The sequence below is a fragment of the Marinobacter sp. C2H3 genome, from assembly GCF_037080155.1.
Classification (GTDB): domain Bacteria; phylum Pseudomonadota; class Gammaproteobacteria; order Pseudomonadales; family Oleiphilaceae; genus Marinobacter.
In genome coordinates this window covers 55,626-68,787 of record NZ_JBBBNZ010000006.1, presented here as the reverse complement: position 1 = coordinate 68,787, position 13,162 = coordinate 55,626, and the positions used below count along the sequence as shown (strand labels likewise).

The following is a 13,162-nucleotide window of genomic DNA, read 5'->3' as shown; positions in this document are numbered from 1 at the left end:
ATTGCTTTAGGAAGAATGAGACACTTGCCGGACTCACAATGCTTTTCCTGAAAACAAGAATGGGCATTGTAGACGGAAAGCGGAAGAAATTCCCTTACATAAAAAACACATCAGTGAATTAACCGGATGCATATATCCAGGTATAGGGTGAGCGCGTGTTCGGATTGTTCGGAAAGAAATCCAGTTCGGTGTTGGGCGTCGACGTCAGCTCGAGTTCGGTAAAGCTCCTGGAGCTGTCCCGGCAGGGCGCACGATATCGGGTCGAGAGCTACGCCGTTGAGCCGTTGCCGGCCAACGCCGTTGTCGAAAAAAACATCACGGACGTAGAAGCGGTGGGGGAAGTCCTCAAGCGCGTTGCGTCCAAGTCCCGAACCGGCGTCAAGCAGGTGGCGGTGGCGGTGTCCGGCTCCGCGGTGATCACCAAGGTGATCCAGATGGACGGCGGGCTGAACGAATTTGAGATGGAAGACCAGATTGCCCTGGAGGCGGACCAGTACATTCCGTATCCGCTGGACGAGGTCGCCATCGATTTCGAGGTGCAGGGCCCCTCCGAGACCAACCCTGATCAGGTGGATGTTTTGCTGGCCGCCTGCCGAAAGGAAAATGTGGACATCCGAGAGGATGCCCTCGAGATTGCCGGGCTGACCACGCGCATCGTTGACGTGGAGGCCTACGCACTGGAGCGCGCCTACGCGCTGATTGAGCCGCAGTTGGAATCCCAGGGCGAAGAGCTGGTCGTCGCCATCGTGGACATCGGCGCCACCATGACCACCCTGAGCGTTCTGGCGGACGGCAAGACCGTGTACACCCGCGAGCAGATTTTCGGCGGCAAGCAGCTGACCGAGGAAATCCAGCGCCGGTATGGCCTCTCTCTTGAGGAGGCCGGCCTTGCCAAGAAGCAGGGCGGCCTGCCGGACGATTACGACAGTGAAGTGCTGACCCCCTTCCGGGAAGCCGTGGTGCAACAGGTGGCCCGGGCGCTCCAGTTCTTCTTCGGTGCCAGCCAGTACAACGCCGTGGACTATGTGATTCTGGCCGGCGGCACCGCCTCGATCCAGGGCCTGACGGACATGGTTGAGGACAAGACCGGAACACCCACCCTGGTGGCCAACCCGTTTGCCGACATGTCGGTGGGCTCGCGGGTGAACGCCTCTGCCCTGAGCAACGATGCCCCCTCCCTGATGATTGCGTGCGGCCTGGCGATGAGGAGCTTCGACTGATGGCAAAGATTAACCTCAGACCCTGGCGCGAAGAACTTCGGGCAGAAAAGCAGAAGCAGTTCGTGGTGATGATTCTGGGCGCCGTGATTGTCGCGGGCGGCCTGGTGTTCCTCTGGAAATCCCACCTGGACAGCCAGATCGCCTATCAGCAGGCCCGTAACGCCTACATTGAAACCGCTGCCAAGAAACTGGATGCGCAGATCAAGGAGATCGAGGATCTCAAGCGCAAGCGCGATGAGCTTCTGGCGCGGATGAAAGTGATCCAGGACCTGCAGGGCAAGCGCCCGGTGATCGTGCGGATTTTCGACGAACTGGTGCGGACGCTTCCGGACGGCCTGTATTACACCGACCTGACCCGAACTGGCGACAACCTGCAGATTGTGGGTATGGCGGAATCCAACAACCGCATTTCCACCCTGATGCGATCGTTTGAGGAGTCCGACTGGTTTGCCAGCCCCAGTCTGGCCAACGTATCGGCGGCCGACAGCCGCCGGGCCGGCTACAGCCAGTTCAACATGACGGTCAAGCAAACCACGCCTGAGCCCGAAGGGGAGGAGAAGAAATGAGCCTCGCGGACTCCCTCAAAAGCCTGAACGAATTTGATATCAACGATCTCGACGTCAACAATGCTGGCATCTGGCCGGCGCCGATCAAGGCCGTCGTCGTGCTTCTGATCTTTGGCCTCATCCTCGGTGGCGGGTACTGGTTTCTGGTGAAGGATCAGTACACGCAGCTTGAGCGTGTCACCAAACAGGAGCAGGACAAGCGCAAGGAGTACGAGCGGAAGGCCTATCAGGTGGCCAACCTGGCGGTATTCAAGGCCCAGATGACCGAGATGGAAGAGACCTTCGGCGCGCTGGTGCGACAGCTCCCCAGTGAGACTGAAGTGCCCGGCCTGCTGGAAGACATCACCAACACGGCGCTTGGCAGTGGTCTCAGCCTCAAGCAGATCAAGCTGCAGCCGGAGCAAAAGCGTGACTTTTACGCCGAACTGCCGATCAACATTGAGGTCACCGGTACCTACCACGAGCTGGCCTCGTTCGTGAGCAGCGTCGCCAGCCTGCCGAGGATCGTGACGCTTCACGATTTCACCATCAAACCAACCGGTGGAGAGGGGGACCAGCTTGATATGCAGGTGGTTGCCCGTACCTACCGCTACCGGGCTGGAGAATGAGCATGGCGAACATTCGTGCAAATAAAGCCTGGCTGGGTCTGTGCCTGATGGGACTGCTGACCGCCTGCTCCCAGAGCAACGGCTTCTCGGACCTCGACCGGTTCATGGAGGAGGCCCGGGCAAAACCCCGCGGCCACGTTGAGCCACTGCCGGAGTTCAAGGCCTATGAGGCGTTCAGTTACTCCGCGGCGGATCGCCGGTCGCCGTTCGAGCCGCCGGTGGAGGTGCAGCTCACCATGATGAACGAGCAGCCCGCGAGCACCGTGGAGCCGGATCTGGACCGGCCCAAAGAAGCCCTCGAGAACTTTGATCTCAAGGAGCTGAGCATGGTCGGTACGCTGCAGGGACCGTCCGGTGACCTGTACGCACTGGTGAAGGACAGCACCGGTGGCATTCACCGTGTGCGCTCCGGTAACCATCTGGGCCAGAATTACGGCCGCATCGTGGGTGTCAGCGACACCCGCATTGAGCTGATCGAGATCGTTCCCAACGGCCAAGGCGGCTGGGTCGAACGTCCTCGTTCCCTGACATTGAACGAGGAACAGGGCTAAGGAGCGGCAGTATGATGTCTGTAAGAAACATGCACGAACAAAAAGGTTTAGGGTCGAGGCTAGCGATGTTCAAAAAACTCACTGTATCCGTCGGTGTGATTGCCCTGGGGTTGATGTCCGGCCTGGTTCACGCGGTCACGCTGAAAGACGTATCGCTCTCCTCGCTGTCCGGAGAGCGCTTGCAGGTTCGGCTCCAGTTTGATGGTCAGCCGCCTGAGCCCACGGGCTACACCATTGAGCGCCCAGCTCGCATTGCGGTGGACCTTCGGGACACCAAGAGCGGCCTCAACAGCCGGAGTATTCCGCTGGAGGGTGCCAACGCCCAGAGCATGACGGTGGTGGAAACCTCCGACCGCACCCGGTTGATTTTTAACCTGGTGGACCTGGTGCCTTACACCACCCGCCGGGACGGCAACGATCTGGTGATGATCATTGGTGGCGACAGTGGCAGCACGGCTACCACCACCATGGCCTCAGCCGCGTCGTCGGCCTCTGCGTCACCCTCTTCGGCCTCGACCAGCCCGAATACGCTGGCGGGCGTGGACTTCCGTCGGGGCAAGGACGGCGAAGGCCGGGTCATCGTTAATCTGGGCTCCAGCAGTACGCCGGTCGACCTGACCGAGCAGTCTGGCAAGATTCGTTTGACCATGCCGGAACTGTCGGTGCCTGAGAACCTCCGCCGCCGGCTTGATGTGACCGATTTCGCCACGCCGGTGAGCCGAATTGATACCTTCGTCTCAGACGGCAAGGCCGTGGTCGAGATCCGTCCGGAAGGCAACTACGATTACATCGCCTACCAGTCTGGCAACGAGTTCACCGTCAGCGTCGAGAAGCTGAGCCAGCAGGAAGCCGAAGCCCGCAAGGAAGAGAAGTTCCCGTACACCGGCGACAAACTCTCCCTGAACTTCCAGGACATCGAAGTGCGGTCCGTACTGCAATTGATCGCGGACTTTACCGGCCTGAACCTGGTGGCCAGTGACACCGTGACCGGCAGCATTACCCTGCGGCTGCAGAACGTGCCCTGGGACCAGGCGCTGGACCTGATCCTGAAAACCAAGGGCCTCGACAAGCGCCAGATTGGCAACGTCCTTCTGGTGGCGCCGGCCGATGAAATCGCCGCCCGCGAGAAGCTTGAGCTGGAAACCAACAAGCAGATCGCCGAACTGGCGCCGGTCCGCCTGGACATTATCCAGGTGAACTACGCCAAGGCCGGGGACATTGTCGACCTGATCAAGGCGGACAAAGACTTGATCTCCTCCCGGGGCTTCGTGTCCTCCGACGTGCGCACCAACACCATCAGCGTGCGTGAGACCGCGGACAAGCTGGAAGAGATCCGCCGGCTGGTGTCCACCTGGGACGTCCCGGTTCGCCAGGTGTCCATTGAGGCCCGGATTGTCCGCGCCCAGACGAACGTAGCCGAGAACCTGGGCATTCGCTGGGGCGGCGCCGCCTACAACGTGAGCGGTAACCACGTGTTCACCGTTGGCGGCTCCCAGGGAACCTTGCAGGAAGCCCGTGATGCTGCCGGAAACGGCAATGCCACCGGCATCACCTTCCCGGGTGCCTTGGCCGTGGACCTTGGCGTCTCAGGCGAAGGCACCTCGTCCCTGGCCATCGGTTGGGGCAGCGACGACTTCCTTGTGGATCTGGAACTGTCCGCACTGGAAAGCGATGGCCAGGCGGAAATCGTGTCCCAGCCGCGAGTTGTGACAGCGGACCGTCAGACCGCCTCGATCAAGTCCGGTGAGGAAATCCCGTACCAGGAAGCGTCCTCCAGCGGTGCCACCTCGGTATCCTTCAAAGAAGCCGTGCTGTCCCTGGAAGTGACGCCGCAGATCACGCCGGATGACAAGATCATCATGGACCTGGTGGTGAACCAGGACTCCCGTGGCGAGGTGACCGCTGGGATTCCGTCCATCAACACCAACTCGGTGACCACCCAGGTGCTGGTGGGTAACGGTGAGACCGTTGTGCTCGGCGGTATCTTCCAGTCCCAGGTGTCCACGCAGACCACCAAGACGCCGTTCCTCGGTGATATTCCCTATCTCGGCGCCCTGTTCCGTCGGACTGAGAACATCGACGAGCGCAGCGAGCTGCTGATTTTCATCACGCCGAAGATCATCAAGAACGATCTGATCAAGTAAGCCGGCGGCTGACGCCGCAAAGACAGGCCGCCGCGTCAAACCGGCGGCCTTTTTTATGCTATTCTCACCCGCCTGAAATTCTGTGAGCGCTGAGTATGTCGTTGCCAAAGCGAGTCGTTCTGGTCGGCCCCATGGGGGCGGGGAAAAGCACCATCGGTCGTTTGCTGGCCCGGGAGCTGGGTTATCGATTCCTGGATTCCGACCGGATGATCGAGGAGCGCTGCGGAGCCAACATTCCCTGGATTTTCGATGTGGAAGGCGAGGCCGGGTTCCGTCAGCGGGAGACCGCGATGCTGGCAGAGCTGGCGGGGGAAACGGAGGCGGTTGTGGCCACCGGCGGCGGGGCGGTCATGCGGTCGGAAAATCTGGCATTGCTCAAGCAGAATGCGGTGGTTGTCTATCTAAAAACCTCGATCGATCAGCAGGTGGAGCGCACCCGCAAAGACCGCAACCGACCGCTGTTGCAAAACGACGATCCCGAGGCCATTCTTCGGTCACTGTTCGCCATCCGGGACCCCCTCTACCGGCAGATCGCCGATGTGGTCATGCACACGGATCGAAAAAGCCCGCGTCTGGTGGTCCGGCAACTGGTTAACCGGGTTAATCCCCGAACCCCCAAACACCGTCGTCAGTTTCGCAAGGAAGGCCGACACCATGCCTGAGCTGCACCATCAGTTGATCGTCGAACTGGGCGATCGCAGCTACCCCATTCTTATCGGCGCCGGCCTGCTCGGCAGCCAGGATCTCACCGGCTATGTCGCCGGCAGCAAGGTGATGATTGTCACCAATAACACCGTGGCACCGTTGTATCTGGAGCGCGCACGCGCCTGCTTTCCCGGGAAGCAGGTCGATACCGTGGTCCTGCCCGATGGCGAGCAGTATAAAGACTGGCAGACGCTGAATCGCATCTTCGACGGGCTTCTGGAAAGAACCCACACCCGTAACACAACGCTGGTGGCCCTCGGTGGCGGCGTGGTCGGTGACATGACGGGGTTTGCCGCCGCCTGTTACCAGCGGGGCGTGCCGTTTATCCAGATTCCGACCACGCTGCTGTCCCAGGTCGACTCCTCAGTGGGTGGCAAGACCGGTATTAATCACCCCCTCGGCAAGAACATGATCGGAGCGTTCTACCAGCCTCAAGTCGTGTTAATCGATACCGACACGCTGACCACGCTCCCGCCCCGGGAAGTGGCGGCGGGTCTGGCGGAGGTGATCAAATACGGGCTGATACGTGAGCCTGCGTTTCTCGATTGGCTGGAGGCCTCCATGGACCGTCTGACCGCACTGGAGCCGGCCGCGGTGGCCGAGGCGGTTTATCGTTCCTGCGCCTGCAAGGCCGATGTGGTGGCCCAGGACGAGCGCGAATCCGGTCTGCGGGCCACCCTGAACCTGGGGCACACCTTTGGTCACGCTATCGAAACCTTTGCGGGCTACGGTCAGTGGCTGCACGGCGAGGCAGTTGGAACCGGGATGATCCTGGCGGCCGACCTGTCAGTCCGCGAAGGTATGATTGATCGAACGGACTACGAGCGCGTGGTCCGCCTGATTCGCGCTGCGGGCCTGCCGGAGCGGCCGCCGGAAACCATGACTCCGGCGGATTTCAGGCGCCTGATGGCGGTGGACAAGAAAAACGTCGATGGCCGACTTCGGCTGGTGCTATTGCGCTCGCTGGGCGAGGCGACGGTTACCGACACCGCCTCCGATGCTCACCTGACGTCGACGCTCGACGCCTTCTGTGGCCAAAGGCCGGCCTGAACCTGAGTGGGTACTGCGATGATCGATGGATTGAACAGCGCGGAAGACGGCGGCCTGTTCCCTCGGGTTCAGCACCGTTATGGTCTGCGCGCGGACCCATTGGACATGGACGCTCCGTTTTTCCCGGATGCCGGGCGCCAGCACGCCCTGGAGACCCTGCGCCATCTCTGTGGCTTTGGCGACATGGCGTTGCTGGTGACCGGGGCGCCGGGCGCTGGGAAAACACGGCTGCTCGGGGAGTTGATCCGCAGCGAGGCGTCACGTCTGGACATGCATCGGTTGCCGTCGGCCTCCCTCACCAGCGTTCAGGCGCTGGTTCGTCATCTCAGGTCGATAGCGCCGGCCCTGGGGCATACCGGCGATGTGCCCCGGGACGTGGTATTTGCGTTCTTCCGCTGGTCGGAAGCCCGCGCCCGCAAGGGGCAGCGCATGGTGGTAATGCTGGACGATGCCGACCGCGTGGCGCCGGAATTGCTGCGCCTCGTGCTTTCAGCCTTTCTGGCCGCCGACCGCGCGAGTGCGGCGGTGCCGGTGTTCGCTGGCAGCCAGGGACTTCTGGAGTCTCTCGGTATTGAAGGCAGTGCCGAAGGGGTCTCGGTGCACCAGGTGGATCTTCGTCCCCTGGGTCCGGAGGAGTTGTTCGCCTATCTCAAGGTGCGCGTCGAGATGGCCGGGGGCAAAGTCTCCGAGTTGTTGGGGCACAAGCGACTTGACCAGTTGCACCAGCTTAGCCAGGGCAGTTTCGGCCGCCTCAAACGCGTCGGGCATGGCGTCTGGTTGGACCAGGTGGCGTTGCGCCCGGCGGCGCCCGGTCGTAAGGCGCGGCTGAGTACCCGCTCGCTGGCCTGGCCGGCTCTAGGGGTGTTGCTGCTCGGCGGTTCGTGGTGGTACGTTTCCTGGCAGTATGACCAAACCGTTGCCCGGGACCGTACCGTGGCCGCCCAGCCCGCGCCGACAAGGCGCAGCGTAACGGTCGGTCCGGGTGAGGCGCCGGACCTGCCGTCCCAGACGGTCACATCCCGGGCAGAGCCACCCAAGCCCGCCCCCCCGGAAGTGGGGTCGTCTTCGGTGGCGATTTCTCCGGCGCAGTCCTCAGAGGCGCCGCCCCCCCAGGCTGAGGTGCCCAAACCGGAAACGACCGGTGTCATGGAGCCGGGTACGGCCGCAGGCGCCGTGACCGGGCCGACGTCGTTGCCCGCCGCCACGTCGACCGGGATCCCGGCCACGGATGTGCCTTTGGAAACGGCCTCCGCGAAGGTGGTTGCGCCCGATAGCGCTGCCCCGAACAACGCTCCCCGATCGGCGGCGCCGGAAGTGATGGCCGACACTCCAGCGGTAAAGCCGAAGCAGCCGTCATTCGAGCCCGCACTCGGGGCTCGGTTCCGGCCCATCGACCAGTTGCGGGCCCGGAGTGGCTGGACCCTGCAGCTGGTGGCGGGCCACCAGGAAAAAACGGCTGTGAGCCTGATTCGCCAGTATCCGCAGTTGGGGGATTTGTGGTATACCCGTATCCAGAGAAACGGCGAGCCCTGGTATCTGGTCGTCGCCGGTGCCTACGGGTCCCTCTCGGCAGCGCAGCAGGCGAAGGCCGCCCTGCCGGAGTCCCTGCAGAAACAGTCCCCCTGGATACGCCGTAATCAGGATCTCTGAACACCATGGGCCAGCCGGGGCCGTGCCTCCAAGCCTTGGGCCGCAAGGCCGAGAGCGTATTCCGATCCTGACGACAATCCACGCCGATTTGAGTACGTATTTCTACGTGTGTAAAATAGCCAGCCCCCATTTTCAGTGTCAGAGGGGTGTTGTGCGGCCGGTGGTTGCTTAACCCTCTGATTGAAAAGCATTTCTACGCGAGATTACGCTTATGACGACAGGTTTGTATCATCCCGACGAGTTCAGGGACAACTGCGGATTCGGTCTGATCGCCCACATGAAAGGCGAGGCCAGTCATGCGTTGTTGCAAACCGCCATCGAGTCGCTGACCTGCATGACCCACCGAGGTGGTATCGCAGCGGACGGTAAGACCGGTGATGGTTGCGGCCTGCTGATTCAGAGCCCCGAAGCGTTTCTGCGCAAGTGCGCCCAGTCGGCGTTCGGCCGCGCCCCGGAGGGGCCCTTCGCGGTCGGCCAGGTCTTCCTGAACCCCGATCCAGCCAAGGCGAGTGCTGGACGGGCCGCCATTGAAAAGCGGCTGACTGAACAGGGTCTGGATATCATGGGCTGGCGCGACGTGCCGGTGGATGACAGTTGCCTGGGCCCGATGGCACTGGACTGCCTGCCGAAGATCGAGCAGGTATTCGTGCTGCCCGCCGGAAAGGACGAGCGCGCGTTCGCCATCAGCCTGTTCGTGGGCCGCCGCCACGCCGAGCGGGACATGGCCGACGACAGCGAATTCTACATCTGCAGCCTGTCGCCCCGGACCCTGGCCTACAAAGGCCTGATGATGCCCGCCGACCTGGCCAACTTCTATAAGGATCTGGGCGACCCGGATTTCGAAACCGCCATCTGCGTATTCCACCAGCGGTTCTCCACCAACACCATGCCGCGCTGGCCCCTGGCCCAGCCGTTCCGGTACCTGGCCCACAACGGCGAGATCAACACCATCGATGGTAACCGGAACTGGGCGATTGCTCGCGCCGCCAAATTCAGTTCCCCAGACCTGCCGGACCTGCAGACGCTGCAGCCGCTGGTCAATCTCACCGGGTCTGATTCCTCCAGCATGGACAACATGTTGGAAGTGCTGCTGGCTGGCGGTGTGGATCTGTTCCGGGCCGTGCGGATGATGATTCCGCCCGCCTGGCAGAACGTCGACACCATGGACTCCGAGCTGCGGGCGTTCTACGAGTACAACTCCATGCACATGGAGCCGTGGGATGGCCCCGCCGGCCTGGTGCTTTCGGACGGCCGTTATGCCGTGTGTATGCTCGACCGCAACGGCCTGCGTCCGGCCCGCTGGGTGATCACCAAGAACGACTTCATCACCCTGGCCTCGGAAATAGGCACCTACAGCTACGAGCCGGACGATGTGGTCGCCAAGGGCCGTGTCGGGCCCGGCCAGATTCTGGCGATCGACACCGAATCCGGTGAAGTCCTCCATACCAAGGACATCGACCAGCGTCTGAAAACCGCTCAGCCCTACAAGCGCTGGCTGCGGGAGAACGCGCTGCGGGTGGAAACCACGCTGAACCAGGACACGCCCGAGTTCAAACTGATGGACGCGGATGCCCTGCTGGTGCATCAGAAAATGTTCAACGTGTCCTATGAAGAGCGTGACCAGGTGCTGCGCCCGCTGGCCGAGAACGGCCAGGAAGCGGTTGGCTCCATGGGTGACGACACCCCCATGGCGGTGCTGTCCAGCAAGGTACGGCACGTTGCTGAATACTTCCGGCAGAAGTTCGCCCAGGTCACCAACCCGCCGATCGACCCCCTGCGGGAAGCGATCGTCATGTCCCTGGAGACGTGTCTGGGTGCCGAGCGGAACGTATTTGAAGAGAGCGCCGAGCATGCGGACCGGATTATCCTGACCACGCCGGTGCTGTCCCCGGCGAAATTCCTGCGCATCAGCAACAACGACCGCCCGGGCTTCGAAGTAGCCCGCATCGCGCTCAGCTACCGCCCGGAACTGGGTCTCAAGCAGGCCGTTCAGTCAGTGTGCGAACAGGCCGAGCAGGCGGTGCGAGAGGGCAAGGTCCTGCTGATCCTGTCTGACAAGGACCTGGAGCAGGGCTTCCTGCCGATCAACGCCCTGATGGCCACCGGCGCGGTACACCACCACCTGGTGGGCAAGGGCCTGCGTTGCGATTCCAACATCATCGTCGAGACTGGCTGGGCGCGGGACCCGCATCACTTTGCGGTCCTGTTCGGTTTTGGCGCGACGGCCGTCTACCCGTATCTGGCCTATCAGGTGCTCAACGATCTGATCCGCACGGGCGAAGTGCTGATGGACCCGATCGAAGCCAAGAACAACTACCGCAAGGGTATCAACAAGGGGCTTCTCAAGATCCTGTCCAAGATGGGGATCTCCACCATGACGTCCTACCGGGGCGCGCAGCTGTTCGAGGCCATTGGCCTGGCGGACGAGGTGGTGGACCTGTGTTTCAAGGGCGTGCCCAGCCGCATCCAGGGCGCCGGCTTCATTGACTTCCAGGAGGACCAGGAAACTCTGGCCGACGTAGCCTGGAAGCCGCGCAAGCCGATTTCCCAGGGTGGTCTGCTGAAATACGTGCACGGGCAGGAGTATCACGCTTTCAACCCGGACGTCGTGGGTAAGCTGCAAGAGGCGGTGAGCACCGGTGATTACGGCCACTACCGCGAGTACGCGGCCCTGGTGAACGAGCGCCCCGTCGCGACCCTGCGGGACCTTCTGGTGTTCCGCGACGGCATCCAGCCCATCGATCTGTCCGAGGTGGAGCCGGTGGAGCGGATTTTCCCGCGCTTCGATTCCGCCGCCATGTCCCTGGGCGCGCTGTCTCCGGAAGCCCATGAGGCGCTCGCGGTGGCCATGAACACCCTGGGCGGTCGCTCCAACTCCGGCGAGGGCGGCGAAGACCCGGCCCGCTACGGCACCGAAAAGCGGTCCAAGATCAAGCAGGTGGCCTCGGGCCGGTTTGGCGTGACCGCGGAATACCTGCGCAGTGCCGACGTCATGCAGATCAAGGTGGCCCAGGGCGCCAAGCCCGGCGAGGGCGGCCAGTTGCCGGGCGGCAAGGTGAACGAACTGATTGCACGCCTGCGCTACTCGGTGCCGGGTGTGACGCTGATTTCACCGCCACCGCACCACGACATCTATTCCATCGAAGACCTGGCCCAGCTGATCTTTGATCTCAAGCAGGTCAATCCCCAGGCGCTGGTCTCCGTCAAACTGGTGTCTGAGCCGGGTGTCGGTACCATCGCTGCCGGCGTGGCCAAGGCCTACGCTGACCTGATCACTGTGTCCGGCTACGACGGCGGTACCGCGGCCAGCCCCCTGACCTCCATCCGCTACGCCGGCTCCCCCTGGGAGCTGGGCCTGACTGAGACCCAGCAGGCGCTGCGGGCCAACGATCTGCGGGGCAAGATCCGCCTGCAGACCGACGGTGGCATCAAGACCGGCCTGGACGTGGTCAAAGCGGCCATCCTCGGCGCCGAGAGCTTCGGCTTTGGCACCACCCCGATGGTGGCGCTCGGCTGCAAATACCTGCGCATCTGCCACCTGAACAACTGCGCCACCGGTGTGGCCACCCAGAACGACCAGCTGCGGGAAGACCACTTTAAGGGCACCGTGGAAATGGCCATGAACTTCTTCCGGTTTGTGGCGGAAGAAACCCGTGAGTGGCTGGCCAAACTCGGGGTTCGCAGCCTGGAGGAGCTGGTAGGCCGTGTCGACCTCCTTGAACGCCTGCCGGGCAACACCGAGCGCCAGAAGAAGCTCGATCTCAGCCGTCTGCTGGCCAACGACCACATCCCGGCGGACAAGCCCCAGACCTGCCAGGTGGAGCGGAACCATCCGTTCGACAAAGGCGAGCTGGCCGAGCGCATGGTGGCGGATACCGCTGCGGCGATCGACGGTAAAACCGGCGGTGCCTGGTCGTACCGGGTGACCAACTGCGACCGTTCCATCGGTGCGCGGCTGTCCGGCGAGATTGCGGCCCGTCACGGCAACCAGGGCATGGCCGATTCGCCCATTACCCTGGACCTGACCGGTACTGCTGGTCAGAGCTTTGGCGTCTGGAACGTGGGTGGTCTGAACCTGATCCTCGAGGGCGATGCCAACGACTACGTGGGCAAGGGCATGACCGGCGGCAAGCTGGTGATCAAGCCGCCCCGTGTCAGCGATTTCCTGACCAACGAAACCTCCATCATGGGCAACACCTGCCTGTACGGCGCAACCGGGGGCAAGTTGTTCGCGGCCGGCACCGCGGGTGAGCGTTTTGCGGTCCGTAATTCCGGCGCCCACGCGGTGGTGGAAGGGGCCGGCGACCATTGCTGTGAGTACATGACCGGCGGCCTGGTCACCGTGCTGGGGACCACTGGCCACAACTTCGGCGCGGGCATGACCGGCGGCTTCGCTTACGTGCTGGATCTGAACAACACCTTTGTGGACAAGTACAACCACGAGCTGGTGGAAATTCAGCGGATTTCCAGTGAGGACATGGAGTCCTACCGGAACCACCTGCGCGGCGTCATCCGGGAGCACATCTCGGAGACCGGCAGCGAGTGGGCCGCGAACATTCTTGAGAATTTCGACGATTTCATCGGCCGGTTCTGGCTGGTCAAGCCCAAGGCTGCGAGCCTGCGGACCCTGTTGGCCAGCACCCGGGCACGCCCGGAGTAAGCACCCGT

General features: G+C 62.6%; 9 protein-coding genes. All 9 read left to right on the top strand.

Annotated features, from left to right (window positions below):
- The first annotated feature begins 155 nt into the window (after window positions 1-155).
- The 9 genes from V3388_RS14935 to gltB all read left to right on the top strand — a co-directional run bounded on the left by V3388_RS14935 (window position 156) and on the right by gltB (window position 13,154).
- On the top strand, window positions 156-1,220 hold the full coding sequence (locus V3388_RS14935) for a pilus assembly protein PilM (protein ID WP_336368378.1): 1,065 nt from the start codon (window positions 156-158) through the stop codon (window positions 1,218-1,220).
- A complete protein-coding gene (locus tag V3388_RS14930; RefSeq protein ID WP_336368377.1) occupies window positions 1,220-1,786 on the top strand; it encodes a PilN domain-containing protein in 567 nt (188 codons plus the stop codon). The genes V3388_RS14935 and V3388_RS14930 overlap by 1 nt, the downstream gene beginning before the upstream one ends.
- A complete protein-coding gene (locus V3388_RS14925) occupies window positions 1,783-2,394 on the top strand; it encodes a type 4a pilus biogenesis protein PilO (RefSeq protein ID WP_336368376.1) in 612 nt (203 codons plus the stop codon). Before V3388_RS14930 ends, V3388_RS14925 begins: the two co-directional genes overlap by 4 nt.
- A gap of 2 nt (window positions 2,395-2,396) precedes the next feature.
- Window positions 2,397-2,945, top strand: a complete 549-nt coding sequence (locus V3388_RS14920) for a pilus assembly protein PilP (protein ID WP_336368375.1) — start codon at window positions 2,397-2,399, stop codon at window positions 2,943-2,945.
- 65 nt (window positions 2,946-3,010) lie between these two features.
- Window positions 3,011-5,089: a type IV pilus secretin PilQ family protein gene (gene pilQ, locus V3388_RS14915; protein WP_336368374.1), complete on the top strand. Its 2,079-nt coding sequence runs from the start codon at window positions 3,011-3,013 to the stop codon at window positions 5,087-5,089.
- Window positions 5,090-5,184: 95 nt separating this feature from the next.
- The gene (gene aroK / locus V3388_RS14910) at window positions 5,185-5,751 is read left to right on the top strand and encodes a shikimate kinase AroK (RefSeq protein WP_336368373.1); all 567 of its coding nucleotides are present in this window, start codon (window positions 5,185-5,187) and stop codon (window positions 5,749-5,751) included.
- Window positions 5,744-6,844 (top strand): 3-dehydroquinate synthase, encoded by a 1,101-nt coding sequence (gene aroB, locus V3388_RS14905; RefSeq protein WP_336368372.1) that lies wholly within the window; start codon window positions 5,744-5,746, stop codon window positions 6,842-6,844. The genes aroK and aroB overlap by 8 nt, the downstream gene beginning before the upstream one ends.
- A 6-nt stretch (window positions 6,845-6,850) precedes the next feature.
- Window positions 6,851-8,494 (top strand): SPOR domain-containing protein, encoded by a 1,644-nt coding sequence (locus tag V3388_RS14900; protein WP_336368371.1) that lies wholly within the window; start codon window positions 6,851-6,853, stop codon window positions 8,492-8,494.
- A gap of 211 nt (window positions 8,495-8,705) precedes the next feature.
- The gene (gltB, locus tag V3388_RS14895; RefSeq protein ID WP_336368370.1) at window positions 8,706-13,154 is read left to right on the top strand and encodes a glutamate synthase large subunit; all 4,449 of its coding nucleotides are present in this window, start codon (window positions 8,706-8,708) and stop codon (window positions 13,152-13,154) included.
- The last annotated feature ends 8 nt before the right edge of the window (window positions 13,155-13,162 follow it).

Excerpts from the sequence above, each read along its gene's own strand:
- V3388_RS14930 (WP_336368377.1), top strand. The coding sequence starts at position 1,220 with ATGGCAAAGATTAACCTCAGACCCTGGCGCGAAGAACTTCGGGCAGAA.
- V3388_RS14925 (WP_336368376.1), top strand. The coding sequence starts at position 1,783 with ATGAGCCTCGCGGACTCCCTCAAAAGCCTGAACGAATTTGATATCAAC.
- V3388_RS14920 (WP_336368375.1), top strand. The coding sequence starts at position 2,397 with ATGGCGAACATTCGTGCAAATAAAGCCTGGCTGGGTCTGTGCCTGATG.
- pilQ (WP_336368374.1), top strand. The coding sequence starts at position 3,011 with ATGTTCAAAAAACTCACTGTATCCGTCGGTGTGATTGCCCTGGGGTTG.
- aroK (WP_336368373.1), top strand. The coding sequence starts at position 5,185 with ATGTCGTTGCCAAAGCGAGTCGTTCTGGTCGGCCCCATGGGGGCGGGG.
- aroB (WP_336368372.1), top strand. The coding sequence starts at position 5,744 with ATGCCTGAGCTGCACCATCAGTTGATCGTCGAACTGGGCGATCGCAGC.
- gltB (WP_336368370.1), top strand. The coding sequence starts at position 8,706 with ATGACGACAGGTTTGTATCATCCCGACGAGTTCAGGGACAACTGCGGA.